This is a genomic window from Frigoribacterium sp. R86507 (genome assembly GCF_044597695.1).
GTDB lineage: Bacteria > Actinomycetota > Actinomycetes > Actinomycetales > Microbacteriaceae > Frigoribacterium.
In genome coordinates this window covers 2,072,851-2,096,757 of the sequence record NZ_CP139002.1, presented here as the reverse complement: position 1 = coordinate 2,096,757, position 23,907 = coordinate 2,072,851, and the positions used below count along the sequence as shown (strand labels likewise).

Here is a 23,907-nt window from a genome sequence, read left to right as displayed (position 1 = left end):
CCAGCATGAGCCTGTTGCAGACGATCACGGGGCCTCGTGACCTCGACCGCCTGACGAACGAACAGATGGTCGAACTGGCTGCCGACATCCGGCGGTTCCTCGTGACCGAGGTGTCGAAGACCGGGGGCCATCTGGGCCCGAACCTGGGCGTCGTCGAGTTGACGTTGGCCATGCACCGGGTCTTCCACTCGCCGCACGACGCCTTCGTCTTCGACACCGGCCACCAGTCGTACGTCCACAAACTCCTCACCGGGCGGCAGGACTTCTCCGGGCTCCGCCTCCGGGGCGGTCTCGCCGGTTACCCGCAGCGGTCCGAGTCCGAGCACGACATCGTCGAGAGTTCACACGCCTCGAGCTCGCTGTCGTGGGCTGACGGCATCTCACGCGCGTTCCAGCTCACCGGCCGCGACGACCGGCACGTCGTGGCCGTCGTGGGCGACGGTGCGCTGACCGGGGGCATGACCTGGGAGGCCCTGAACAACATCAGCGACGACAACGACCGCCGCCTCACCATCGTCGTCAACGACAACGGCCGGTCGTACGCCCCGACCATCGGGGGCATGGCCCGTTTCCTGAACACCGTCCGCACCCGCCAGGCCTACCGCGAGCTCCACGTCGGCAGCCGGGCCGTCTTCGACCGACTCGGACACCCTGGTCGCGCCGTCTACCGCGGTGTCCGAGGTGGACTTCACGGTTTCCTGAGCCGGTTCACCAACAACGAGGCGCTCTACTCGAACCTCGACATCAAGTACATCGGGCCGGTCGACGGCCACGACCAGGTGGCGATGGAAGAAGCCCTCCTCCAGGCGAAGAACTACGGCGCCCCCGTGATCGTGCACGCGATCACCGAGAAGGGCCGTGGGTTCGATCCCGCTCGCGCCGACGTGGCCGACCAGTTCCACGCGGTCGGGCAGATCGACCCCGAGACGGGAGAGCCCCTCGAGACGGCGACCTCGCCGTCGTGGACGTCGGTCTTCGCCGACGAGATCGTCGACATCGCCGAGCACGACGCGAAGGTCGTCGGCATCACGGCGGCGATGCTGCGTCCCGTGGGCCTGCACAAACTCGCCGAGCGGTTCCCGAAGCGCGTCTTCGACGTCGGCATCGCCGAACAGCACGCGGTGACGAGCGCTGCGGGTCTGGCGTTCGGCGGCCTCCACCCCGTCGTCGCCCTCTACGCGACCTTCGTGAACCGCGCCTTCGACCAGGTGTTGATGGATGTCGCCCTCCACCGGGCGGGCGTCACGTTCGTCCTCGACCGGGCCGGCGTCACCGGACCGGACGGTCCGAGCCACCACGGCATGTGGGACCTCGCGCTGCTGCAGATCGTGCCGCACATCCGGTTGGCTGCACCCCGCGACGCGACACGCCTCCGCGAAGAACTCCGGGAGGCCGTCGCGGTCGACGACGCTCCCACCGTCATCCGGTTCTCCAAGGGAGCCGTCGGCGTCGAGCACGAAGCCGTCGAACGTCTCGAGGACGGTGTCGAGGTGCTGCGTCGCGCGGGGCACGACGACGTCCTCATCGTCTGCGTCGGCCCGATGGCCGGGATCGGGCTCGAGGTCGCCGAACGGCTGGAGGCCCAGGGCATCGGCGCCACGGTCGTCGACCCGCGATGGGTCGTTCCCGTGCCGGGCAGCATCATCGAACTCGCGGCGACGCACCGACTCGTCATCACGATCGAGGACGGAGTCCGAGTGGGCGGAATCGGCACCCGGGTGCGGCAGGACCTCCGTGGCGCAGGCGTCGACACGGCCGTCACCGAGCTGGGCCTGCCCGACGAGTTCCTCGAACACGGGTCCCGGGGAGAGATCCTCGAGGAGGCCGGCCTCACCCCGCAGCACATCGCTCGGGACGTCGTGGCCCAGGTGCTCGGCAGTCGCATCCCCGTCGCGAGACCCTTGGGCGAGACCGCCGCCGCGACGAGGCACGAGGACACCCGACACGACTGAGTCCCGGTGCGGTGGCACACCACACCGAGTGACGTCGAACGCCCCGTCTCGTCCGAGACGGGGCGTTCGACGTCGGTGGGCTACTCGACGCCGCGGATGGCCGGCTCATGGAAGTCGCGACCGCGCACGCGCCGTGAGGCCCCCACACGATCGAGGTACGGCGTGACCCCGCCCATCTGGAACGGGTACCCGGCTCCGAGGATCAGACAGAGATCGATGTCCTCGGCGGCGGCCACCACGTGGTCGTCGAGCATGCGACCGACCTCGTCGGCGAGGCCGTCCTCGATGCGGATGCGCAGCTCGTCGTCGGTGAGTGCCGTGCCCGGCCCGGCGGCGAGGGCGACGGCCTTCTTGTCGAACCCCTTGCGACGGCCCTTCGAGTCCCGCTCGAAGATGGTGCCGTGCTCGGCCAGGCGGTGCAGTCCTTCGCTGGCGAAGAACCGGTCGGGGAACGCGGCGTGGTGGGTGTCGAGCACGTGTGCCCCGACGGTCAGCCCCACCAGCTCGAGCAGCTCGAACGGCGTCATCGGCAGGCCGAACGGGGCGGTCGCTCGATCGACCACCTCGAACGGCGTCCCCGTCTCGACGGCGTGCATGGCCTCGCCCAGCAACTTGGCCAGGATGCGGTTGACCACGAAACCAGGCGTGTCGGCCGTGATGACGGCGTTCTTCCGAAGAGCCTTCGCCGTCACCATCGCCGTGCTGAGCGTCTCGTCGTCGGTCGCCGGGGTCTTGACGACCTCGACGAGGGGCATCACCGCGACCGGATTGAAGAAGTGGAATCCGACCAGGCGCTCGGGATGCGCGAGGCGCGCCCCGATCTGCTCGACGCTCAGCGACGAGGTGTTGGTCGCCAACACCGCGGTGTCCGAGACGACGGCTTCGACGTTCGCGAACACTTCTTGCTTGACGGACAGCTCTTCGAAGACGGCTTCGATCACCCAGTCGGCGTCGGCGAAGTCGGCGAGGTCGGTCGTGCCCGTGATCAGCGCCTTCAGGCGGTTGGACTCGTCGCGCGAGATGCGCCCCTTGCCCTGCAACTCGTCGATCTCGCCTCTGATGCGGGCGAGCGCCGTGTCGACTCGGGCCTGGTCGAGGTCGGTGATGACGACCGGGACGCGCAGGCGCCGCACGAAGAGCAAGGCGAACTGGCTCGCCATGAGGCCGGCACCGACGACGCCCACCTTGCCGATCTTCCGGGCGAGGTCGGGGGAGGGGGCTCCTGCGGGCTTCTTGGCGCGTTTCTGGACGAGGTCGAAGGCGTACATGCTCGCGTGGAACTGGTCGCCCGCCACGAGGTCGGCCAGTGCTTCGTCCTCCGCCGCGAAGCCGGTCGCCCGGTCGGTGTTCTTCGCGGCCTTGAGAAGGTCGAGTGCGGCATAGGGCGACTTCGCGACGGTGCCGATCTTCGACTCGAGCGACTTGCGCGCGACCGAGATCGCGACATCCCACTTGACCGCACGCTCGAGCTTGCCCGGGACATTCGGTCGCTTGACGGTGACGCGGCCGGTCAGCACCCCGTCGGCCCACCGGATGCTGTCCTCGAGGAAGGACGCGGGGCCGAACATCACGTCGACGATGCCGAGTTCGAGCGCCTGGGCGGGCTTCAGCGTGCGGTTGTTCTTCAGGGGGTTCTCGATGACGACCTTGAGCGCGTTCTCGATGCCGATCAGGTTCGGCAGCAACCAGGCGCCTCCCCAGCCGGGGATGATGCCGAGGAAGACCTCGGGCAGGGCGATGGCCGCCGCCGACGAGTCGACGGTCCGGTAGTCGGCGTGCAGGCCGATCTCGACGCCGCCCCCGAGGGCGAGGCCGTTCACGAAGACGAAGGTGGGCACCGCGGCGTCGTGCAGCTTGCCGAGGACCGCGTGGCCGAGCCGGGCGAGTTCGCGGGCGACGTCGCGGCTGGGGATGGCGCTGACCTTGCTGAGGTCGGCGCCCGCCGCCAGGAAGTAGGGCTTGCCGGTGACGGCGATCGCCACGATCTCACCCGAGAAGGCGCGGGTGCGGACGGCGTCGAGGGCCGCGCCGAATTCGTGCAGCGTCGCCGGCCCCAGCGTGCTCGGCCGGGTGTGGTCGCGACCGTTGTCGAGGGTGATGAGGGCGAGGACGCCGCCGGAGGGCAACGGGACGTCGCGGACGTAGGAGTGCGTGACGACCTCGTCGGCCGACAGCTCGGTCAGTTGTTCGGTCGCCGAGCTCATGCGCGCGCCGCCTTCCGCGAGTAGTGGGGGTTCTCCCAGATGACGCTGCCGCCCTGGCCGAGGCCGATGCACATGGCCGTGAGGCCGTAGCGCACCTCGGGGTGCTGCTCGAACTGGCGGGCGAGCTGGATCATGAGCCGGACGCCCGAGGACGCGAGGGGATGGCCCACGGCGATGGCGCCACCCCAGGGGTTCACGCGCGGATCGTCGTCGTCGATGCCGAAGTGGTCGAGCAGCGAGAGGACCTGCACCGCGAACGCCTCGTTCAGCTCGAAGAGGCCGATGTCGTCGATCGAGAGCCCGGCCTTCCGGAGCGCCTTCTCGGTGGACGGAACGGGGCCGATGCCCATGATCTCGGGCTCGACGCCGGCGAAGGCGAAGCTGACCAGGCGCATCTTGGGGGTGAGTCCGAGCTCTTTGGCCGCGGCACCGGACGCCATCAGGCTGACCGTCGCCCCGTCGTTGAGACCGGACGAGTTGCCGGCGGTGACGCGGCCGTGCGGCCGGAAGGGTGTACGAAGCCCGGCCAGCCCCTCCATGGTGGTCTCGGGACGGGGGGCCTCGTCGCGCGTGGCCAACCCCCAGCCCTGATCCGTCTTGATCGCCACCGGGACGAGGTCGGGCTGGATCTGGCCTGCGTCGTAGGCGGCCGCGAGTTTCTGTTGCGATCGCAGGGCGTAGCGGTCGGATCGCTCCTTGGTCAGCTGGGGGAACCGGTCGTGGATGCGCTCCGCGGTGTTGCCCATGTTCAGGGCCTCGCCGCTGACGAGCTTCTCGGCGGTGAACCGCGGGTTCGGGTCGGCGGCGAACCCCATCGGGTGCCGACCCATGTGCTCGACCCCGCCGGCGAGGGCGACGTCGTAGGCGCCGAAGGCGATGCCGCCGGCGACGCTCGTCACACTGGTCATGGCGCCGGCGCACATGCGGTCGATGGCGTACCCGGGCACGGACTGGGGGAGCCCCGCGAGCAGTGCCGTCGTGCGCCCCAGGGTGAGGCCCTGGTCGCCCTGCTGCGTCGTCGCCGCGATGGCGACGTCGTCGATGCGTTCGGGCGGGAGGGACGGATTGCGTTCGAGCAGACCCTTCATCGCCTTCACGACCAGGTCGTCGGCGCGGGTCTGCCAGTACATGCCTTTGTCGCCGGCCCGCCCGAACGGGGTGCGTACCCCGTCGACGAACACGACATCGTTGCTCTCGGCCACATTGCCTCCAGTGTCAGGATCTGGTCCCGATCTTAGGGACGACACCGAGGGGCCGAGAATCGTTCGAGCAATCCTACGAAGCGCCGTCGCCCGTCGCCTCGGGCTCTTGGTGGGCGTCGACAAAGGCCTCGGCGACCACCTCGGCGACGGCCTCGACCTGCCAGGCCCGGGCACCCAGCTCCACCAACGCGGCCGCGATGGTCGGTGCGTCGAAGGGGATGGGCGGGTCCCAGGCGAGCCGCCGCAGGGTCTCGGGGGTGAGCAGGTTCTCCACCGGCAGGTCGAGCCCCTCGGCGATCTCGGTGACCTTGGGGCGGACCGCCTTGTAGCGCGCGTCGGCCAGCGGGTTCTTGTCCGCCCACGATCGCGGCGGGGGGAGGGTGTCGCTCGCCGGCCCCCGGTGCGAGGGCAGGTCCGTCGTCTCGCGGCCGCGTTCGATCGCCGCGAACCAGCGGTCGAGCTCACTGCGACTGGCGCGGCCGACGAACTCCTTGATGCCGGCGAGCGATCGTTTGTCGGTGGGCATCGCCTTGGTGGCGGCCACGAGTGAGGAGTCCGGGACGAGACGACCCGGGGCCGTGTCGATCTCGCGGGCGTAGTCGTCGCGCGCCTGCCAGAGCTCACGGGCGACGGCGAGCGAGCGGGATCCACGCACGCTGTGCAGTCCCGTCAGTCGACGCCACGGATCGACCTTCGCCGGCTTGGCCTCGCGACGCAGGGTCGCCTCGAACTCCTGACGCGCGATCTCGAGCTTGCCCGCGTCCGCGAGCACCGCCTCCATGGCGTCGCGCAGGTCGACGAGCAGCTCGACGTCGAGCGCCGCGTAGACGAGCCAGCTCTGCGGCAACGGTCTCGTCGACCAGTCGGCGGCGCTGTGCTCCTTCGCGAGGTGGACGCCCAGCAGCTGCTCGACGACGGCACCGAGCCCGACCTTCGGCAGGCCGGCGAGACGCGCACCCAGTTCGGTGTCGAAGATGCGGCTCGGGTCGAGGCCGACCTCGCGCAGGCACGCCAGGTCCTGGCTGGCGGCGTGCAGCACCCACTCCTCGTCGCCGATCACCTCTTGCAGTTCGGCGAACGAGCCGATGGCGGGCGGATCGAGCAGGAACACCCCCGAGCCGCGTCGGAACACCTGGATGAGGTACGCCCGCTGCGAGTAGCGATAGCCGGAGGCGCGCTCGGCGTCGATCGAGATCGGCCCGGTCCCGGCGCGGATCGCCTCGACGGCGGCCAGGTAGCCCGGGCGGTCGTCGATGACCGTGACCTCGCCGTGCAGCGAGTCGGCGGTCTCGACGACCGGTCGGACGGTAACCCGGGGGCGAGTGTCTCGCGGGGCGGAGCCGCCGGACGCTGAACCGCCGGGCGTCGAGCCGCCGAGTGCCGACTCGTCGGGTGCTGACTCGTCTGGTGTCGCTGTGGTCATGTCTCCGCTGTTCTCTCCGGGGGCGCTGTTCTGTTCCGGTGGTTCAGTCTCGTCCCACACGCCGCGAGGCGAGGAGCGTGACGCCCTCGACGGTCGGGGGCAGGCCGGCGAGCGTGCAGATCAACTCGCTCCAGGCCTCGATGTGCGGGGCCAGGTCGGTGGTGGTGGGGCTCCAGGACGCCCGGAGTTCGAGCTGGGCCCCGTCGCCGTGGCTGGCCAGCTCACCGTAGCCGGTCGAGAGGATCTTGGTGGCGGTGCCCGATGCCTGGTCGTACGAGGCCCCGCGGGCGTCGAGGCTGTCGACGAGCCAGGACCATGCCACGTCGGCCACGAACGGGTCGAGCGCGATCTCGGTCTCGAGGGGCGCCTGCGCGAAACTCACGACCCGGAACGGTCCGCCCCAGGCTTCGGGTTCGTCGTCGTCGTAGAGCAGCACGAAGCGGCCCGTGCCGAGATCGGGGTCGGGGCGGCCGGACGCGCCGATGACGTCCCCTGCGAGGGCCAGCGCGTGGGGGGCGAGGCCGTTCGGGGCGGGGATCTCGGTCACGGCGAGGGCGTCCCGCGCGGCGGCACGGTGGACGGACTCGACGGCCGCGGCGAAGGCGGGCGGCCGGGTCGGCGTCGGGGGGATCTCGGACACCCTGGAAGACTAGGGTCGATCCCGAGGGCGACCCCCGCGGCACGCCGCGCCCGGCTCAGCAGATCCACAGGTCACCCTCGAGCCCACCTCACGCCGCCCGAGGAGTCGCCCGTGAACCGCCCCGCATCCACCGGCCGACGGGGCATCGGCCCGCTCGCCGTCGTCTCGATCACGGTCGGGGGCACCGTGCTGGTGTCCACCGCGGCCCTCGCGTCGGGCATCATCGCCATCGCCCGGAAGATCGTCACGCCGGCCCGCAGGCGGCGAGACGACGTGCGGATCGAAGCCCACGACGCCGTCGCCGGGACGATCACCCTCCGTTCGACGCCGGACACGCGCCTCCCCGGTCGCTACAGCTTCTGGTACGCCCGGGGCCGAGGCCACGCCCGCGTCGGTGACGTCGTCCGCGACGACGGCCGGTCCGTCGAGCGTCGCGTCGAGGGCGTCGAAGGGCCCGGTCTCGAGCGGACTCACCGGGGCCGCATCGGCGGCTGGCTGTTCCCGGCACCCCGTGACGCGGGCCTCGCGGCGGAAGAGGTCGCGATCGCCACGGAGGTCGGTCCGGCCCCCGCATGGCTCGTCCCCGCCGAGGCCGGCCTCGACGGCCCGTGGATGATCGGGGTGCACGGTCGCGGGGTGACCCGCGCCGAGACGATCCGGGCGGCTCCGGTCTTCCACCGAGAGGGCCTGACCTCGCTCCTCGTGTCGTACCGCAACGACGGCGAGGCACCCCGATCGCCGGACGGCCGCTACGCCCTGGGCGACTCCGAGTGGCGCGACGTCGAGGCGGCGATCCGGTTCGCCCTCGACCACGGGGCGACGTCCGTCGTGTTGATGGGATGGTCCATGGGCGGAGCTCTCGTGCTGCAGGCCGCCACGCGCTCCTCCCTGCGCGGCGTCGTCTCGGGCCTCGTCCTCGAGTCGCCGGTCGTCGACTGGAGGACGACCCTCGCCTACCAGGGGGCGGCCATGCGGGTGCCGCGGGTCGTCCAGGGTCTGGTGCTGCGCCTCCTGGGCTCGCCCCTGCTCTGTCGGTTGGCCGGCAGCGCCGAGCCGATCGACTTCGACCGGCTCGACCTCGTCTCGCGGTCCGGCGAGCTCGACCTGCCGGTGTTGTTGCTGCACAGCGACGACGACGGTTTCGTGCCGTCCACCGCGTCACACGCGTTGGCCGAGGCACGGCCCGACCTCGTGACCTTCGAGGTGTTCGAGGTCGCGCGGCACACGAAGCTCTGGAACCTCGACCCCGAGCGTTTCGAGGGGGCGATCAGTGGGTGGCTCGGTCGTCACCGACTCGCGGGGCCGCCGTCGACCGACCATCGCGCGTAGAGCGTGCTCTGCTCGTCGACCAGCAGCTGGCCGAGCACGAGCGACGCGGGGTCGAAGCGTTCGCGACCGAAGACGGGCAGGCCGCTGCCGATCACGACGGGCGAGGTCGACAAGCACAGCTCGTCGACGAGGCCGTCCCGCAGGAACTGACCGGCGAGCGAGGGGCCGCCCTCGCAGACGAGCGAACGGAGGCGCTGCTCGCGCAGGCAACGAAGGATCGCGGCGGGCTCCAACCGTCCGTCGTCGTCGGGCGCGGTCAGCACGGTGGCGACCGCCCAGATCTCGTCGCCGAGGGTCTCACGGACCCGGTCTCGAGCGGATCCGGGACACACGACGACGACCCGACCGGCCTCTGACGGGTCCATGCGATGGCCCGAGAGGTCGCCCGACGACGTGACGACGACGAGTCGTGAGGACTTCGGCACCCGGTAGCCCTCGGCCCGCACGCTGGCCGCACCGACGAGGACGCCGTCGGCGAGCGAGCGGATGGCCGCCAGGATCGTGCGGTCGGTGGCGTTGCTCAGCGTCTCGGAGGTGCCGTCGGAGCCCGCGGCGTCACCACTGACCGCGGCGATCAGGTTGAGTCGCAGCCAGGTCTCGCGGGATGGGGCGTACAGCTCGCGGATCCGGGCAGGGGTCGAGTCCTCGTCGATGTCGAGCTCCAGCCCGACGTCGCCCGGACGCTCGAGGGCGTGCAGCACCCGGAGCGTCACGCGCCGGCGGTCCGATCGCGGATCTGGCGCTTGGCGCGACCGAGCAGGGCGGTCATGCCACGGATCCGCAACGGGCTCACCGCCTCGGTCAGACCGATCGTCTGCGGGTAGTCGTCGGGGACGTCGTCGAGGACCTGGGCGACGGTGAGCCCGACGAGCCCCTGGGCGAGGATCGACGCGAAGCCACGGGTCGTGGGTGCTTCGCGAGGTGCCGTCGCGTGCAGGTGCACCCGACCGTCGGTCACCTCGACGAACAGGAACACGGGGGACTGGCACTCGACCACCCGCTCGAGCAGGTCGGGGTGATCGGCGTACCGGGCCGGCAGTTCGGGCAGCTCGTTCGAGAACTCGAGCAGCAGCTGCAGACGGTTCCGCACGTCGAGGGCGAGGAACTCCTCGCGGATCTCGACGAGCGGCTCGGGCAGGGCGGCGTCGGTCACCGGGCCGGCACCTCGCCGGGCTCGGTGCCCTGCACGATCGGCACGCGGACGGCGCTGCCCCACTCGGTCCAGGAGCCGTCGTAGTTGCGCACGTCCTCGAAGCCCATGAGGTGCTTGAGCACGAACCAGGTGTGGCTCGACCGCTCGCCGATGCGGCAGTAGGCGACGACCTGGTCGCCGTCGGAGAGGCCCGCGCCGTCGCGGTAGATGGCGTCGAGCTCGGAGAGCGACCGGAAGGTGCCGTCGTCGGCCGCGGCCTTGCCCCACGGCACGTTCTGCGCGCTGGGGATGTGACCGGCGCGGAGGGCCCCCTCGTCGGGGTAGGCCGGAGCCGTGGTGCGCTGACCCGAGAACTCCTCGGGCGAGCGCACGTCGATCAGGGGCTTGCCGAGATGGGCCAGCACGTCGTCCTTGTAGGCGCGGATGACGCTGTCGTCTCGCTCGACGACGGGGTAGTCGGTGGCTTGGACCGTGGGGGCGTCGGTCGTGTAGTCGCGGCCCTCGGCCTCCCATTTCGCCCGCCCGCCGTCGAGCAGGCGGACGTCCTCGTGCCCGAACAGCGAGAACACCCAGAGCGCGTAGGCGGCCCACCAGTTGTTCTTGTCGCCGTAGATGACGACGGTACTGTCGCGCGAGATGCCGCTGCGGGCCATCAACGCGGCGAAGCCCGCGCCGTCGACGTAGTCGCGCTGCACCGGGTCGTTGAGGTCGAGGTGCCAGTCGATCTTGACGGCGCCGGCGATGTGGCCGGTCTCGTACAACAGGACGTCCTCGTCGGACTCGACGACGACGAGCCCGGGAGTGCCGAGGTGCTGCTGCAACCACTCGGTGCTGACGAGACGCTCGGGGTGGGCGTACTCGCCGAAGTGGGCGGACGTGTCGTGCTCGACGGCCATGGTGTCTCCTTGTGCGGGTGTCGGGATGGAGCCGACGTCGGGCGACGGGTGGCGCCCGGCGGCGTAGGATCGCCTCTGGTCGGCCCCGTCGAGGTTACGCATGCCGCGTGACCGTCGCCCGGGAACCGTACGACTCTGACACAGATCCCCGCCCACACCGTTGCGAGGCCGCGCCCATGCCCCCCGAATCCGTCAGCACCCTCGTGTCCTTGACCGACCGCACCCCGACGATCACGGGGGCCGAGATCGTGACGCAACTCGTGCCTCCTCGTCAGTTCGCCGAGGCCTCGCTCGAGAACTACCGACCCGACCCGGACTTCGCCTCGCAGGCCGAGGCGGTCGCCGCCGTGACGGCGTTCGGAGGCGCGGGTGCCGACGCCCCGCGGAGGGGTCTGTTCCGCAAGAAGCCGGCCGCCCCGGCCGTGCGTCCCGGCCTCTACCTCGACGGCGGGTTCGGCGTGGGCAAGACCCACCTGCTCGCCGCCCTCTGGAACCGCACGTCCGGCCGGCGCTACTTCGGCACCTTCATCGAGTACACGGCGCTGGTCGGTGCCGTCGGCTACGCCGGCGCCGCGTCGCAGCTCAAGGGGGCCGCGCTGGTCTGCATCGACGAGTTCGAGCTCGACGACCCGGGCGACACGATGATGATGACCCGGCTGCTCGGCGACCTGGCCGACGACGGCACCCGCATCGCCGCCACCTCGAACACCCCGCCCAACGCCCTCGGCGAGGGCCGGTTCGCCGCCGCCGACTTCCTCCGCGAGATCCAGGGGTTGAGCGACAAGTTCCTCACCCTGCGCATCGACGGGAACGACTACCGGCGTCGCGAGGTCGAGGCCCGGGCACACGTGGTCGACGACGTCGACGCGGCGGCGGCGTCCCTCGGCGGGACCGTCTCCCTCGACGACTTCGACGGCGTCGTCGCTCACCTCGCGACGGTGCACCCCAGCAAGTACGTCAAGCTCGTCGACGACCTCGACGCGGTCGGGCTCCGTGACGTCCACGTCCTGACCAGCCAGGTCGACGCGTTGCGCCTCGTGGCCTTCGTCGACCGCCTCTACGACACGCAGATCCGGGTCGTCGCCTCGGGCACGCCCCTCGACCAGGTCTTCTCGGACGAGATGCTGGCCGGCGGCTACCGCAAGAAGTACCTGCGGGCCGTGTCACGCCTCGTGGCGCTCACCTCGCTCTGACGACATCCCCACCCGGTACGGGGTGAGCCGAAACACGTTGTTTACCTGCGCCCGAATCGTGTTACATCGGGGAAACAATCCCGCACACGGCTGGAAACCTCACCCCGCGACACTGGTGGCCGCACCGGACGAGAGCGTTCGTCACCACAGCCCGTGAACCCACGCGGTCGACCTCGACGTCGGTGCCTCCCCGGCTCAGGAACTCGAGAGGTGACCCGTACATGGAACTCGACCAAGGCAACACCGCCTTCATGCTCATCTGCGCAGCACTCGTGCTGCTCATGACCCCCGGCCTGGCCTTCTTCTACGGAGGACTCGTCAAGGCCAAGAGCGTCATCAGCATGATGATGCTGAGTTTCGGGGCCATGGGCCTCATCGGTGTGCTCTGGGTGCTCTTCGGATACTCGATCGCATTCTCGAACGGACCCCAGGGCCCTGCGGGTACGGACAGCTTCATCGGCATCGACGGTGTCATCGGGTTCGACTGGAAGACCCTCGGCCTGCAGCAGCTGTACACGGACGCGATCGCGGGCGGCAGTGGCGCGTACCCGACCATCGCTTTCGCAGCGTTCCAGGCGACCTTCGCCATCATCACCGTGGCACTCGTCTCGGGCGCCATCGCCGACCGCGCCAAGTTCGGGGCCTGGATGGTCTTCGCCGGAGTCTGGGCCACGGTCGTCTACTTCCCCGTCGCCAGCTGGGTCTTCAACTTCACGCTGGGCGACGACGGATCCGTCGTCGACGGTGGCTGGATCGCGAGCATGGGCGTCATCGACTTCGCGGGCGGTACCGCGGTGCACATCAACGCCGGTGCGGCCGGTCTCGCCCTCGCCCTCGTGTTGGGCAAGCGCGTCGGTTTCGCCAAGGGCGCGGACAAGCCGCACAACCCTCCCTTCGTGCTGCTGGGTGCCGGTCTGCTCTGGTTCGGCTGGTTCGGCTTCAACGCCGGTTCCGAGCTCGCGGCCGACGGCATCGCAGCCGTCGCCTTCATGAACACCATCGCCGCCCCGGCTGCTGCCATCCTCGGCTGGCTCGTCGTGGAGAAGATCAAGGACGGCAAGGCCACGTCCGTCGGGGCCGCATCGGGCGCCGTCGCCGGTCTGGTCGCCATCACGCCGGCGTGCGCCACCCTCAGCCCCCTGTGGGCCATGGTCCTGGGGCTCCTGACGGGTGCCGTCTGCGCGATCGCCATCGATCTCAAGTTCAAGCTCGGCTTCGACGACTCGCTCGACGTGGTCGGCATCCACCTCATCGGTGGTCTCATCGGCACGCTGTACATCGGCTTCTTCTCGACCGACTACGGACTGTTCTTCGGCCACGGCCCGGCACAGCTCGGCATCCAAGCGCTTGCCGCCGTCGTGGTGCTCGTCTACTCGTTCGTCCTCGCCTACGTCATCGGTTTCGCCATCGAGAAGACCATCGGCTTCCGGGTCAAGAACGAGGACGAGGTCGCTGGCATCGACCTCGCCATCCACGGCGAAGAGGGCTACGTGCTCGAGAACTCGCGTTCCTGAGCCCACTCCGCACGACGAACGGCCCCGGTCCTCTGACCGGGGCCGTTCCGCGTGCCGGCCCTGCGGACCGCGGCCGAACGCAGGAGGCGCGGTGAGGGACCCCTCGCACCGCGCCTCCTGCAGGTGGTCCCGTCGCGCCACCGGGCCCGTCTTTCAGACCAGGGAGAACCAGACCGTGGTCTCGCCCGGCACCTCGGTGACGCCGGTGAGCGTGTCCTGCAGCGGCTCGCTGGACGCGAGCACACGGGCGCCGGTGGGCAGATCCACCGGGCCGCCGCCGAAGTTCGTCAGCGAGTGCCAACCGTCGTGGCGCGAGAAGTGCACGACGTCGTCCTGCGCGTCGCTCACCCACCGCAGGGCCTCTCCCTGCTGCAGCTCGCGACGGAGCGCCAGGGCCCGCCGATAGATCGACAGCGTGGATTCGTCCTCGTCGTCCTGCACCGAGACGGCGAGGTCCTCGAACCACTCGGGCTGCGGCAGGTGCGGGGCGTGGTCGCCGAACCCCAGGGCGGGCTCGCTCGTGTCCCAGGGCAGCGGCACCCGGCTGCCGTCACGGCCCTTGCGCCGGTGGCCCGTGCGCGTCCAGACCGGGTCCTGCAACTGGTCGGGGCGCAGGTCGGCCACCTCGAAGAGGCCGAGCTCCTCGCCTTGGTAGACGTAGGCCGAGCCCGGCAGGGCGAGCATCAACAACGTCGCCGCACGAGCCCGACGCAGACCCGCGTCGGGGTTCAGGGTCGGGCGTCGTCCGTCGCTCAGCACGAAGGCGTCGAGGTCCTGGCCCTTCGGCAGGCCGTAGCGCGTGGCGTGACGGACGACGTCGTGGTTCGAGAGAACCCAGGTGCTCGTCGCCCCGCTCACCGCCGCCTGCTCGAGGGTCGACGCGATGATCGCGCGGTACTGGTCGGCGTCGAAGTCGGCTCGGGTGAGGGCGAAGCTGAAGGCCTGCCCGAGCTCGGTGGGGCGGGCGTAGAGCGGGACGCGCTCCGGCTGCACCCAGGCCTCGGCCACCGCACTGCGGGGCGGGTCGTACTCGTCGAGGACACGGCGCCAGCCCTCGAAGATCACGTGCACCTCGTCGCGGTCGTAGAGCGGGTCGCTGCCGTCGACCGGCAGGTCCTGGCGCTCGGCGGCGTCGCGGAGGGGGTGGGTGAGATCTTTCGCGAGCCCGTGGGCGACGTCGACCCGGAAGCCGTCGACGCCACGGTCCGACCAGAACCGCAGCGTCCCCTCGAAGTCGGCGCGGACTTCGGGGTTGCTCCAGTCGAGGTCGGGCTGCTCGGGGGCGAAGAGGTGCAGGTACCACTGCTCGGGTGTGCCGTCGGGGCGCGTCAGACGGGTCCATGCGCCTCCGCCGAAGTTCGACACCCAGGTGGACGGAGGAGTGGCACCGCCGTCGCCGAGGCCGTCCCGGAACACGTAACGGGCCCGGGCGGCGCTGCCGGGTTCGGACGCGACGGCCTCGCGGAACCACTCGTGGTCGCTCGAGGTGTGGTTGGGGACGATGTCGACGACGACCTTCAGCCCGGCCGCGTGGAGGGCGGCGACCATCTCGTCGAAGTCGTCGAGGGTGCCCAGGCGGGGGGCGACGTCACGGTAGTCGGCGACGTCGTAGCCGCCGTCGGCGAGCGGGGACGGATAGAACGGGCTCAGCCAGACGGCGTCGACCCCGAGCCGCTGCAGGTACGGCACCCGCGAGGTCACGCCGGGCAGGTCGCCGATCCCGTCGCCGTTCGCATCGGCGAAGCTGCGCGGATACACCTGGTAGACGACGGCCTGGCGCCACCAGTCGGCGTCTGGGACGGTCGTCGGGTGGGTCGTGGGCGCACGGGAGGCGGGGGAGGCGGTCATGGGGTGAGGATGCCACGTCTCGAGAGCGGGCGACGTCGATGCCTCGACGGAGGCGCCGGGCCGGGGATCTCGGTCCGGGAACGACGAAAGGCCCTGCGGATGCAGGGCCTTTCGGTGATGGTCGTGGGCGATACCGGGCTCGAACCGATGACCTCTTCCGTGTGAAGGAAGCGCGCTACCAACTGCGCCAATCGCCCGTGTGGGACTCGACGATGCTAGTGCATCGCGGGGCTCGAACGCCATTCGGTCCGTCGTCGAGGCCCCCGTCGTGAACTGCCCCACGCCCGGTCAAGACACGAACTTCCCTCGATTTGGTTTCTGCCCCGGGGTGTGGGTATTGTTCTTTTGCACGCAGAAATGCAAAGCGAAATGCGGATGTGGCGCAGCGGTAGCGCATCACCTTGCCAAGGTGAGGGTCGCGAGTTCGAATCTCGTCATCCGCTCGAGTGTAATGCTCACCAGAGGGTGGTCCACCGACTGGTGGCCTCCCTCTGGGGGGCTACTCGTATGGTGGAGTGGCCGAGAGGCGAGGCACCGGCCTGCAAAGCCGTTCACGCGGGTTCAAATCCCGTCTCCACCTCCATTCGATCCAGACCTAGGTCTAGAATCGATGTTGCAATTGAATAGTGCGGTTCGAGGGTTCACTCTCGCATCGTTGAGACATGAGCGATTGGCGCAGCGGTAGCGCGCTTCCCTGACACGGAAGAGGTCGCTGGTTCGATCCCAGTATCGCTCACACACAGAAAGCCCCGGCCTCGGCCGGGGCTTTCGTCATGTCGGGGCTCCCGCGCTCACGAGCGGTCGGCATCCCGTACCGAGACGTCACGACATGCCGCTCACCTCTCGAGGTGGGCGGCATGTCGTGACGTCTCGAGGCTTCTCTCTAGGGGGTGCCGGTCCCCGTCCCGAGACCGATTCCGTTGCCGCGGCCGTTGCCGTTCCCGTTGTTGCCGGGCCCGCTGTTCCCGTTGCCGTTCCCGCTGTTGCCCGGCCCGGTGTTCCCACCCGGGACGTCGACACCGGGAACGTCGACCGTCGGGGGCGTCACGGGGTCGACCGTCGGCTGCGTCGTCGGCTCGACCGGCGCCTCCTGGGTCGGGCTGACCTCGTCCGAAGGCGTCGGATCTGCCGGCGACTCGTCGGTCGAGTCCTCCGACGGCGACGGCGACTCGTCGTCCGACGACTCGGAGGGCGTCGTCGACGGGTCCGTCTCGACACTCGGACTCGTGCTCTCGGTCGGGCCGACCACGTCGTCATCGCGCGTGGCGGCCCAGCCGATGCCTGCCGCCAGCAACGCGGCGACGACGATCGCCGCCAGCACGAGGGGCCGGCGCCGGCGCTTCCGAGTCCCGTCGTCGGACTCGACGTCGGCGACGAGGTCCGCGGCGTCCGCCCCGGTCGCCGCCCCCGCTCCGAGCACCTGCGTGCGAGCGTCGTCCCGGGGCAGGACGCGAGTGGGCGTGTCGCCGCCGGGCAGGGCGGCCGTCGGCACGTCGGGAGCGGCCATGACGCGGGTGACGGCATCGGTCGACCCGGCGCCTTCGACGGCCAACGTGCGGGCCACCCTTGTCACCTCGGCGGCGGCGGGACGGTCCTCCGGTGCGCGCGAGGTCATGCGCGTCAGCAGCTCCGCCCACCCCGAACCGATCGAGGCCGGGATCTCGGGGTCGCGAGTGAGACGAGCCATGACCGACTCGACGACCGAACCCGTGAAGACGCGCTTTCCGGTCAGAGCCTCGACCAGGACCAGTCCGAGTGAATAGACGTCGGACGCGGGGGCCGGCGGTCGCCCCTCGGCCTGCTCCGGGCTGACGAAGGCGGCGGTGCCCATCAGGGTGCCCGTGGCCGTCACCCGCGTCGAGTCGATCAGGTACGCGATGCCGAAGTCGGCGAGCTTGGCCCTGCGGGGGTCGCCCTCGTGGTGCGGAGCCGCGAGCAGGATGTTCGCGGGCTTGACGTCCCGGTGGACGACGCCGGCGCGGTGGACCGCCGCCAGGCCGTCCGCGACGTCGCCGAGCAGCGCCGCGGCCTCGACGTGTGACAGCGGCCCGTCGGCGAGCACGGTCTGCAGGGTCGGACCGTCGACGTACTCCATCACGAGGTAGGCGTCGTCGTCGTGGCCGTCGCCCTCGACGCGGGCGTCGTAGAGCGTCACGAGCCCGGGGTGGTTCAGTGAGGCGAGGAGGCGCACCTCGCTGACCTGCCGGCTAAGGTCGTGGACGTCGTGCCCGTCCGACGAGAAGAGCTTGACGGCGACGTCCCGGCCGAGCTCGAGGTCGTTCGCCCGGTAGACGGCCCCCATGCCACCCCGCCCGACGATCGCGTCGAGACGGTAGCGACCACCGACGGTCGTGCCGAGGCGGGGGTCGGCCTGCTCACGGGGGCTCATGCGCCGGCTCCCGTCGAGGCCTCGGGGAGCGCCGGAGCGGTGCCACCACCCGACCCGCGCCTCTCCGCGAGACGTGAGGCGACCGCGTCGAGCACGGTCTCCGCCACGGTGGCCTTCGATCCCTCGGCCTCGGACACCACGTCACCGTCGGCGTCGATCACGACGACAGCCGTGTCGTCGCTGCCGAAACCGGTCGTCCACCCCACGGAGTTGAGCACGAGGAGGTCCGCCCCCTTCCGTCGCTGCTTGGCGCGCCCGAGCGACAGCAGTTCGTCGCGGTCGGCCGCCGTCTCGGCCGCGAAGCCGACGACCACCTGACCCGCGGGACGACGGACGACGAGGCCCGCCAGGACGTCCGGGGTCCGCACGAGGCGGACGGTCAGCTCGTCGCCCGAGTCGTCCTTGCGGATCTTGCCGTCCGCCACCGCGAGGGGCCGGTAGTCGGCGACCGCGGCCGCCATGATGACGACGTCCGCTGCGGGGGCGTGCTCGGCCATCGCGGCCTCGAGCTCGAGCGCGGTGCCGACCTCGACGACGTCGACCGCGGCGTCGGTCTCGATCGTCTGCCGCACGGCTCCGTCGAGCGCGGCGGCGACGACGGTGACGCGGGCCCCGCGTCGGGCCGCCCCGAGGGCGAGCGCCGCTCCCTGGGTGCCGCTCGACCGGTTGCCGACGAACCGCACCGGATCGAGGGGCTCGCGGGTGCCACCGGCCGAGACGACCAGCCGCAAGCCGTCCAGGTCGCCGGCCCGCGCCTCCTGAGCCTTCGCGTCCTGGTCCCGAGCACCGGGGACGGCGGCGGGGGAGGCAGCGACGCCGGCCGGGCCGGTCACGCGGGCGAGTGCCGCGGCGACGATCTCGTCGGGCTCGCTGAGCCGGCCGGGCCCCACGTCGCCGCCGGTCAGCGGCCCGTCGTCGGGCCCGACGACGGTCACCCCGCGCGACCTCAGCAGGTCGACGTTCGCGATCGTGGCCGGATTCAGCCACATCTCGCTGTGCATGGCGGGTGCGACGACGAGCGGTGCGGTGCTCGCGAGGATCGTCGTGCCGAGCAGGTCGTCGGACAGCCCGTGCGCGACCTTCGCCAGGGTGTGCGCGGTCGCGGGCGCCACGACGATCAGGTCGGCCCGTTGTCCCAGGGCCACGTGCCGCACCTCGGCGACGTCGTCGAAGACGGACGTGTGCACGGGGTTGCGGCTCGTGGCCTCCCAGGTCGGCGTCCCGACGAAGCGCAGGGCGGCCTCGGTCGGGACGACGTGGACGTCGTGCCCGCGCAGCACGAGGCCGCGGACGACCCCGACGGCCTTGTACGCCGCGATGCCACCCGAGACGCCGACGACGACGGACAGGCGACGCGAGGCGTCGGCGGGGGAGGAGCGGGGGTGGTCGTGCGTCACGGTGGGCCTCGTCGATCGATGCGTCGGTCGGCCGACCCGGTGCCGGGTCGGTAGCGTTGCCCCCCACGATGCCGCATCCCGCGGCCGAGCGTCGGCCCCGACCCGACGAGCCCCCACCGTGAGGACCCCATGTGCACCGTCGTCGTCGCCGTCCGACCGGGCGCGCCCTGGCCCGTCGTCTTCCTGGGACTCCGTGACGAGTCGCCCGACCGCCCCTGGGACGAGCCGGGTCCCTGGTGGCCCGACCTCGGCGAGCGGGTGTCCGGGGTGCACGACCGTGAGGCGGGCGGCGCGTGGTTGGCGACCGCCCGGGGGCCGAGTCGCGCGAGCGTCGTGCTGAACCGTCACGAGACGCCCGCACCGCCGCCCGGCGGGTGGACCACCCGCGGTGCCCTGCCCCTGAGGGCGGCCGCCGACGGCGTCCTGCCCGACGGGCCGCAGACGACCCGCACCTTCAACCTGCTCACCGCGGACGCAGGAGGCGCGGTGCACTCCGTGTGGGACGGCGCCGTCACCGAGACGGCCCGTCTCGCCCCCGGGGTGCACCTGTTGACGCACGCCGCCCCCGACGACCGGTCCGTGCCCCGGGTCGACCGCTGGCTCCCTCGGTTCCGCGACGTCGCGCCTCCGACCGGTCCGCTGCCGCCGGCGACCGAGGGCGAGGGCAGCTGGACGCCGTGGCTCGACCTGCTGCGCGAGAGCAGCGCCCTGCCGGCGGACGACGACGACGCGCTCGTACGGGCCGACCTCGTGGACGGGCACCTCTTCCACTCGTTGTCGCTCAGCACCGTCGCCGTCTCGGCCGACGACGTGGCCCACCGGCACGTGCGCCTCGACGGCGCGCCCTCGGTGGCGGAGGCGATCGCGCGACGATGACGCCTGCGTCGCATCGGCCGGCGCCGGAGGCGTCACGTCACGCGAAGTCATCGGGAATCACGCCCGCCCCCGCAGCGTTAGTGTCGGGAGGCTCGTCCGACCCCCGAGCCGCAGCAAAGGAACCCTCGTGAAGATCACCGCCGTCCGCACCGTCCGCCGCCTCGCCTCCGTCGGCGTCATCGCCGCCGCCGCCGTCGCCCTGGCCGCCTGCGCGCCCGCCTCCACCGACGGGGTCGTCCAGTCCACCGGCAGCGCGACCGCCGACACGAGCGCGGCGAAGAGCCTGTCCGACATCCAGGCGGCCGGCGAGATCGTCATCGGCACCGAGGGCACCTACCAGCCCTTCACGTACCACGAGGGCGGGGCCGGCGCGCTGACCGGCTACGACGTCGACGTCGCCACGGCCGTCGCCGAGAAGCTCGGCGTCACCCCGACCTTCGAAGAGACGCAGTTCGACGCCCTGCTCGCCGGGCTCACCGCCGGCCGCTTCGACCTCGTCGCCAACCAGATCTCGATCACCGACGAGCGCGAGGCGACGTACGACTTCTCGACGCCCTACACGGTCAGCCGCGGTGTCGTGATCACGCCCGCCGACAACACCGACATCACCTCGCTCGCCGACCTGAAGGGCAAGACGACGGCCCAGTCACAGTCGAGCAACTTCTACACGACCGCCAAGGACGCGGGCGCCGACGTGCAGGTCGTCGAGGGCTGGGCCCAGTCGGTCGCACTCCTCGAGCAGGGCCGCATCGACGCGACGGTCAACGACGAGCTGACCTTCCTCGACTACGTCAAGACCAACCCGGACCAGGCCGCCGGCATCAAGATCGCGGCGACCACCGACGACGTGTCGCGTTCGGCCCTGGTCACCACCAAGGGCAGCGACGACCTCGTGACGGCGATCGACGACGCCCTCGCCGAGCTGAAGGCCGACGGCACGCTGGCGACCATCAGCGAGAAGTACTTCGGCCAGGACGTCAGCGAGTAGGCGTGCAGTCCTCCCTCGACCTCTTTTGGCGGTCGCTCTGGCCGATCGTGTCGGGGGCGCTCGTGGCGTCGATCCCGCTCGCCTTCGCATCGATGGCGATCGGGCTGGTCATCGCCGTCGTCATCGCCCTCATGCGGCTGTCGGGCAAGACGGTGCTCGCGGGCATCGCCCGGGTGTACATCTCGATCATCCGGGGCACGCCCCTGCTCGTGCAGCTCTTCGTCGTCTTCTACGGCCTGCCGTCGATCGGCGTCCGGCTCGATCCCTGGCCGAGCGCGATCATCGCGTTCTCGTTGAACGTCGGCGGGTACGCCGCCGAGGTCATCCGGGCCGCGATCCTCTCGGTGCCCAAGGGTCAATGGGAGGCCGCCCATACGATCGGCATGTCGCGGGGGCTCGCCCTCCGGCGGATCATCCTGCCGCAGGCGGCCCGGGTCTCGGTGCCACCTCTGTCGAACACGTTCATCAGCCTGGTCAAGGACACCTCGTTGGCGAGCGTCATCCTCGTCGTCGAGCTCTTCCGTCAGGCGCAGCAGATCGCGACCGTCTCGAACCAGTTCCTGCTCATCTACCTCGAGGCCGCCCTGGTCTACTGGGTGATCTGCCTGATCCTGTCGTTCGGGCAGGACGCCCTCGAGAAGAGATTGGACCGCCACGTTGCCCGCTGACGTCACCCCGCCACGGCCCTCCGGGGCGACCGGTGCCCCCGTGCTGACCGTCCGCGGCCTGCACAAGGCGTTCGGCGCGAACGAGGTGCTGCGCGGTATCGACCTCGAGGTGCGGCGTGGACGCGTCGTCGCGATCATCGGCCCCTCGGGGTCGGGCAAGACGACCGTGCTGCGGTCGCTCAACAGCCTCGAGGTGCCCGACGGGGGAATCGTCACGCTCTCCGACGGTCGGTCGATCAACTTCGGGGCCAAGGTCGGCAAGCGCGACCTGCTCGCCCTGCGCGACCGGTCGTCGATGGTGTTCCAGCACTTCAACCTGTTCCCGCACCTCACGGTGCTGCAGAACGTCGTCGAGGGCCCGGTGCGCGTCCAGGGACGCGATCCGAAGGAGGCGCGGGCCGAGGCCGAGACGCTCCTCGCGCGGGTGGGCCTCGCCGAGAAGGCCGACGCCTACCCGTCCGAGCTCTCGGGCGGCCAGCAGCAGCGCGTCGGCATCGTGCGCGCGCTCGCGCTGCGGCCCGAACTGCTGCTCTTCGACGAGCCGACCTCGGCCCTCGACCCCGAACTGGTCGGCGACGTCCTCACGGTCGTCAAAGAACTCGCCGACGAGGGCTGGACGATGATCGTCGTCACCCACGAGCTCGAGTTCGCCCGCCGGGTGGCCGACGAGCTGATCTTCATGGACGCTGGCGTCGTCGTCGAGCGGGGCCGTCCCGCCGACGTGCTGTCCCGCCCGCGCGAGCCCCGCACGCAGCAGTTCCTGCGGCGGGTGCTGAAGCCGCTCGACGACTGACGGGGCGTCCGCTCGCGAGACGACCCGCGCCTCCTCGTCCACCGGACCAGGAGGCGCGGGTCGTCTCTCCGGCGGACGCTCAGCCGAACAGGCGGTGCGACGCGATGCGCGCGCCTTCGCCGAGCGAGGCCAGCTTGGCCACGGCGATCTGCGGGTGGATGCGACCGCCCAGGCCGCAGTCGGTCGAGGCGACGACGTTCTCGGGCCCGACCAGCGACGCGAACCGCTCGATACGGTCGGCCACGAGCTCGGGGTGCTCGACCACGTTCGTGGCGTGGCTGACGACGCCCGGCACGATCTTCTTGCCCGCGGGCAGCTCGACGTCGCGCCAGAGCTTCCACTCGTGGTCGTGACGGACGTTGGCCGCCTCGAACGAGTACGAGCCGGCGTCGATCTCGAGCATGAGGTCGACGATGTGACGGAACTCGACGTCGGTCGTGTGCGGGCCGTGCCACGAACCCCAACAGAGGTGGAACCGCACCTGCTCGGCCGGCAGGCCCCGCAGGGCGTGGTTGAGGGCCTCGACCCGGATGCGCGTGAAGGCGCGGTAGTCCTCGATGCTCGGCTCGGGGTTGATCTGGTCCCAGTTCTCGGCGATCGAGGGGTCGTCGATCTGCACGGTCAGGCCGGCCTCGACGATGGCCGCGTACTCCTCGCGCAGCACCTCGGCCCAGGCCCAGATGTGCTCTTCCTCGGTGGCGTAGAAGTCGTTCGCGATGCGGGCTCCGCTGCCCGGTGACAGCGAGGTGATGAACCCCGAGGGCGAACCGCTCGCCTCGAGGCCGGCCTTGAGGTTGGCGATGTCCGAGGCGATGGCGGACTGTCCGACGTACGCCAACGGGCCCGTCGTGCTCGGGAACGGCGTGGCGCCCGAGCCCGTGCCGATGCCCGAGGTCGGGTCGGTGTAGGCGTCGTGGAAGGTCTGCCAGTCGCGGCGGTCGGGGAACGACGTCAGTCGCACGTCGCCGGGGGAGGACCGCACCGCCGGCTGGCTGAAGATGTCCGACCCCGTCAACGAGAGACCGCTCACGCGTTGGAACGAGTACGACCACCAGGCGCCGTAGTCGACGGCGCTCGTCATCGCCTTGCCGTACTCGCCGTCGCCGACGATCGTGATGCCGAGATCGTTCTGGCGCCGGACGAGATCGACGACGGCATCGGTCAACAGGGCGTCGAACTCGGGGGTGCGCTCGAGGGTGAAGCCGTCCTCGCCGAGGGCGCGCGCGTCGTTCGCGGCGATCAGCTCGGGTGTGCGCGGCAGGCTTCCCGCGTGGGTGGTCTCGATGCGGTCGGGGGTGGTCGTCATGGGGGTGCTCCGTTCGTCGCCACCACTCTGGCCCCCGACCCCGCCGTGCGCGACGTGCGCGACACGGGGCGTCACAGCCGCGGGGTCGGGAACACCGGGCGCTCGGCGACCGTTGCGTCCTGTGTCGGCCGACGCC

At 71.0% G+C, this 23,907-nt stretch carries 19 protein-coding genes and 4 tRNA genes; 11 read left to right on the top strand and 12 right to left on the bottom strand.

Annotated elements, in window-relative coordinates:
• The first annotated feature begins 5 nt into the window (after window positions 1-5).
• Window positions 6-1,952 carry a 1-deoxy-D-xylulose-5-phosphate synthase gene (dxs, locus tag SJY14_RS09950; RefSeq protein ID WP_396598789.1) on the top strand — a complete coding sequence of 649 codons (1,947 nt, stop codon included), beginning with the start codon at window positions 6-8 and terminating at the stop codon, window positions 1,950-1,952.
• A gap of 80 nt (window positions 1,953-2,032) precedes the next feature.
• Here dxs and SJY14_RS09945 read toward each other — a convergent pair whose 3' ends face one another.
• The 4 genes from SJY14_RS09945 to SJY14_RS09930 all read right to left on the bottom strand — a co-directional run bounded on the left by SJY14_RS09945 (window position 2,033) and on the right by SJY14_RS09930 (window position 7,421).
• A complete protein-coding gene (locus tag SJY14_RS09945; protein ID WP_396598788.1) occupies window positions 2,033-4,156 on the bottom strand; it encodes a 3-hydroxyacyl-CoA dehydrogenase NAD-binding domain-containing protein in 2,124 nt (707 codons plus the stop codon).
• The gene (locus SJY14_RS09940; RefSeq protein ID WP_071253462.1) at window positions 4,153-5,358 is read right to left on the bottom strand and encodes a thiolase family protein; all 1,206 of its coding nucleotides are present in this window, start codon (window positions 5,356-5,358) and stop codon (window positions 4,153-4,155) included. The genes SJY14_RS09945 and SJY14_RS09940 overlap by 4 nt, the downstream gene beginning before the upstream one ends.
• Before the next feature lie 73 nt (window positions 5,359-5,431).
• Window positions 5,432-6,781: an HRDC domain-containing protein gene (locus SJY14_RS09935; RefSeq protein ID WP_396598787.1), complete on the bottom strand. Its 1,350-nt coding sequence runs from the start codon at window positions 6,779-6,781 to the stop codon at window positions 5,432-5,434.
• A gap of 43 nt (window positions 6,782-6,824) precedes the next feature.
• Window positions 6,825-7,421 carry a DUF3000 domain-containing protein gene (locus tag SJY14_RS09930; RefSeq protein ID WP_071253460.1) on the bottom strand — a complete coding sequence of 199 codons (597 nt, stop codon included), beginning with the start codon at window positions 7,419-7,421 and terminating at the stop codon, window positions 6,825-6,827.
• 111 nt (window positions 7,422-7,532) lie between these two features.
• On the opposite strand from SJY14_RS09930, the gene SJY14_RS09925 reads away from it, so the two are divergent.
• Window positions 7,533-8,750, top strand: a complete 1,218-nt coding sequence (locus SJY14_RS09925) for an alpha/beta hydrolase family protein (protein WP_396598786.1) — start codon at window positions 7,533-7,535, stop codon at window positions 8,748-8,750.
• On the opposite strand, the gene SJY14_RS09920 is transcribed toward SJY14_RS09925, so the two are convergent.
• Genes SJY14_RS09920 through SJY14_RS09910 form a run of 3 tightly spaced genes read right to left on the bottom strand, consistent with a single transcriptional unit; the run spans window position 8,708 to window position 10,799 of the window.
• The gene (locus SJY14_RS09920; protein WP_071253458.1) at window positions 8,708-9,463 is read right to left on the bottom strand and encodes a dihydrofolate reductase family protein; all 756 of its coding nucleotides are present in this window, start codon (window positions 9,461-9,463) and stop codon (window positions 8,708-8,710) included. The genes SJY14_RS09925 and SJY14_RS09920 overlap by 43 nt on opposite strands.
• Window positions 9,460-9,903: a SufE family protein gene (locus tag SJY14_RS09915; RefSeq protein WP_396598785.1), complete on the bottom strand. Its 444-nt coding sequence runs from the start codon at window positions 9,901-9,903 to the stop codon at window positions 9,460-9,462. Before SJY14_RS09915 ends, SJY14_RS09920 begins: the two co-directional genes overlap by 4 nt.
• Window positions 9,900-10,799 carry a sulfurtransferase gene (locus SJY14_RS09910; protein WP_396598784.1) on the bottom strand — a complete coding sequence of 300 codons (900 nt, stop codon included), beginning with the start codon at window positions 10,797-10,799 and terminating at the stop codon, window positions 9,900-9,902. Before SJY14_RS09910 ends, SJY14_RS09915 begins: the two co-directional genes overlap by 4 nt.
• A 176-nt stretch (window positions 10,800-10,975) precedes the next feature.
• On the opposite strand from SJY14_RS09910, the gene zapE reads away from it, so the two are divergent.
• Both zapE and SJY14_RS09900 read left to right on the top strand, forming a co-directional pair.
• Window positions 10,976-11,992 carry a cell division protein ZapE gene (gene zapE, locus SJY14_RS09905; protein ID WP_071253452.1) on the top strand — a complete coding sequence of 339 codons (1,017 nt, stop codon included), beginning with the start codon at window positions 10,976-10,978 and terminating at the stop codon, window positions 11,990-11,992.
• 221 nt (window positions 11,993-12,213) lie between these two features.
• Window positions 12,214-13,506, top strand: a complete 1,293-nt coding sequence (locus tag SJY14_RS09900; RefSeq protein WP_071253450.1) for an ammonium transporter — start codon at window positions 12,214-12,216, stop codon at window positions 13,504-13,506.
• A gap of 153 nt (window positions 13,507-13,659) precedes the next feature.
• Here the strand turns inward: SJY14_RS09900 and SJY14_RS09895 are convergent, their stop codons facing one another.
• Window positions 13,660-15,354, bottom strand: coding sequence for a glycoside hydrolase family 13 protein (locus SJY14_RS09895; RefSeq protein ID WP_071253448.1), 1,695 nt, complete (start codon window positions 15,352-15,354; stop codon window positions 13,660-13,662).
• A gap of 124 nt (window positions 15,355-15,478) precedes the next feature.
• A tRNA-Val gene (locus SJY14_RS09890) sits at window positions 15,479-15,551 on the bottom strand.
• Window positions 15,552-15,725: 174 nt separating this feature from the next.
• Here SJY14_RS09890 and SJY14_RS09885 point away from each other — a divergent pair.
• The 3 genes from SJY14_RS09885 to SJY14_RS09875 all read left to right on the top strand — a co-directional run bounded on the left by SJY14_RS09885 (window position 15,726) and on the right by SJY14_RS09875 (window position 16,090).
• Window positions 15,726-15,797 (top strand) — tRNA-Gly (locus SJY14_RS09885).
• 66 nt (window positions 15,798-15,863) lie between these two features.
• A tRNA-Cys gene (locus SJY14_RS09880) sits at window positions 15,864-15,937 on the top strand.
• Between the two features lie 81 nt (window positions 15,938-16,018).
• A tRNA-Val gene (locus SJY14_RS09875) sits at window positions 16,019-16,090 on the top strand.
• 147 nt (window positions 16,091-16,237) lie between these two features.
• Here the strand turns inward: SJY14_RS09875 and SJY14_RS09870 are convergent.
• Both SJY14_RS09870 and SJY14_RS09865 read right to left on the bottom strand, forming a co-directional pair.
• Entirely contained in the window at window positions 16,238-17,743 is a 1,506-nt protein-coding gene (locus tag SJY14_RS09870; RefSeq protein WP_071253446.1) for a serine/threonine-protein kinase, read from the bottom strand.
• Window positions 17,740-19,092 (bottom strand): phosphopantothenate--cysteine ligase family flavoprotein, encoded by a 1,353-nt coding sequence (locus tag SJY14_RS09865; protein WP_083396141.1) that lies wholly within the window; start codon window positions 19,090-19,092, stop codon window positions 17,740-17,742. The genes SJY14_RS09870 and SJY14_RS09865 overlap by 4 nt, the downstream gene beginning before the upstream one ends.
• Before the next feature lie 177 nt (window positions 19,093-19,269).
• Between SJY14_RS09865 and SJY14_RS09860 the strand changes: the two genes are divergently transcribed.
• The 4 genes from SJY14_RS09860 (at window position 19,270) to SJY14_RS09845 (ending at window position 22,465) form a co-directional block, all read left to right on the top strand.
• The gene (locus SJY14_RS09860) at window positions 19,270-20,016 is read left to right on the top strand and encodes an NRDE family protein (protein ID WP_071253439.1); all 747 of its coding nucleotides are present in this window, start codon (window positions 19,270-19,272) and stop codon (window positions 20,014-20,016) included.
• A gap of 133 nt (window positions 20,017-20,149) precedes the next feature.
• Window positions 20,150-21,004 (top strand): amino acid ABC transporter substrate-binding protein, encoded by an 855-nt coding sequence (locus SJY14_RS09855; protein ID WP_071254597.1) that lies wholly within the window; start codon window positions 20,150-20,152, stop codon window positions 21,002-21,004.
• Between the two features lie 2 nt (window positions 21,005-21,006).
• A complete protein-coding gene (locus tag SJY14_RS09850; RefSeq protein WP_071253438.1) occupies window positions 21,007-21,672 on the top strand; it encodes an amino acid ABC transporter permease in 666 nt (221 codons plus the stop codon).
• Window positions 21,662-22,465 carry an amino acid ABC transporter ATP-binding protein gene (locus tag SJY14_RS09845; RefSeq protein WP_071253437.1) on the top strand — a complete coding sequence of 268 codons (804 nt, stop codon included), beginning with the start codon at window positions 21,662-21,664 and terminating at the stop codon, window positions 22,463-22,465. Before SJY14_RS09850 ends, SJY14_RS09845 begins: the two co-directional genes overlap by 11 nt.
• Before the next feature lie 79 nt (window positions 22,466-22,544).
• Here SJY14_RS09845 and SJY14_RS09840 read toward each other — a convergent pair whose 3' ends face one another.
• On the bottom strand, window positions 22,545-23,771 hold the full coding sequence (locus SJY14_RS09840; protein WP_071254595.1) for a cobalamin-independent methionine synthase II family protein: 1,227 nt from the start codon (window positions 23,769-23,771) through the stop codon (window positions 22,545-22,547).
• Window positions 23,772-23,907: the final 136 nt, after the last annotated feature.

Excerpts from the sequence above, each read along its gene's own strand:
- dxs (WP_396598789.1), top strand. The coding sequence starts at position 6 with ATGAGCCTGTTGCAGACGATCACGGGGCCTCGTGACCTCGACCGCCTG.
- SJY14_RS09945 (WP_396598788.1), bottom strand. The coding sequence starts at position 4,156 with ATGAGCTCGGCGACCGAACAACTGACCGAGCTGTCGGCCGACGAGGTC.
- SJY14_RS09935 (WP_396598787.1), bottom strand. The coding sequence starts at position 6,781 with ATGACCACAGCGACACCAGACGAGTCAGCACCCGACGAGTCGGCACTC.
- SJY14_RS09910 (WP_396598784.1), bottom strand. The coding sequence starts at position 10,799 with ATGGCCGTCGAGCACGACACGTCCGCCCACTTCGGCGAGTACGCCCAC.
- zapE (WP_071253452.1), top strand. The coding sequence starts at position 10,976 with ATGCCCCCCGAATCCGTCAGCACCCTCGTGTCCTTGACCGACCGCACC.
- SJY14_RS09900 (WP_071253450.1), top strand. The coding sequence starts at position 12,214 with ATGGAACTCGACCAAGGCAACACCGCCTTCATGCTCATCTGCGCAGCA.
- SJY14_RS09895 (WP_071253448.1), bottom strand. The coding sequence starts at position 15,354 with ATGACCGCCTCCCCCGCCTCCCGTGCGCCCACGACCCACCCGACGACC.
- SJY14_RS09870 (WP_071253446.1), bottom strand. The coding sequence starts at position 17,743 with ATGAGCCCCCGTGAGCAGGCCGACCCCCGCCTCGGCACGACCGTCGGT.
- SJY14_RS09860 (WP_071253439.1), top strand. The coding sequence starts at position 19,270 with ATGTGCACCGTCGTCGTCGCCGTCCGACCGGGCGCGCCCTGGCCCGTC.
- SJY14_RS09840 (WP_071254595.1), bottom strand. The coding sequence starts at position 23,771 with ATGACGACCACCCCCGACCGCATCGAGACCACCCACGCGGGAAGCCTG.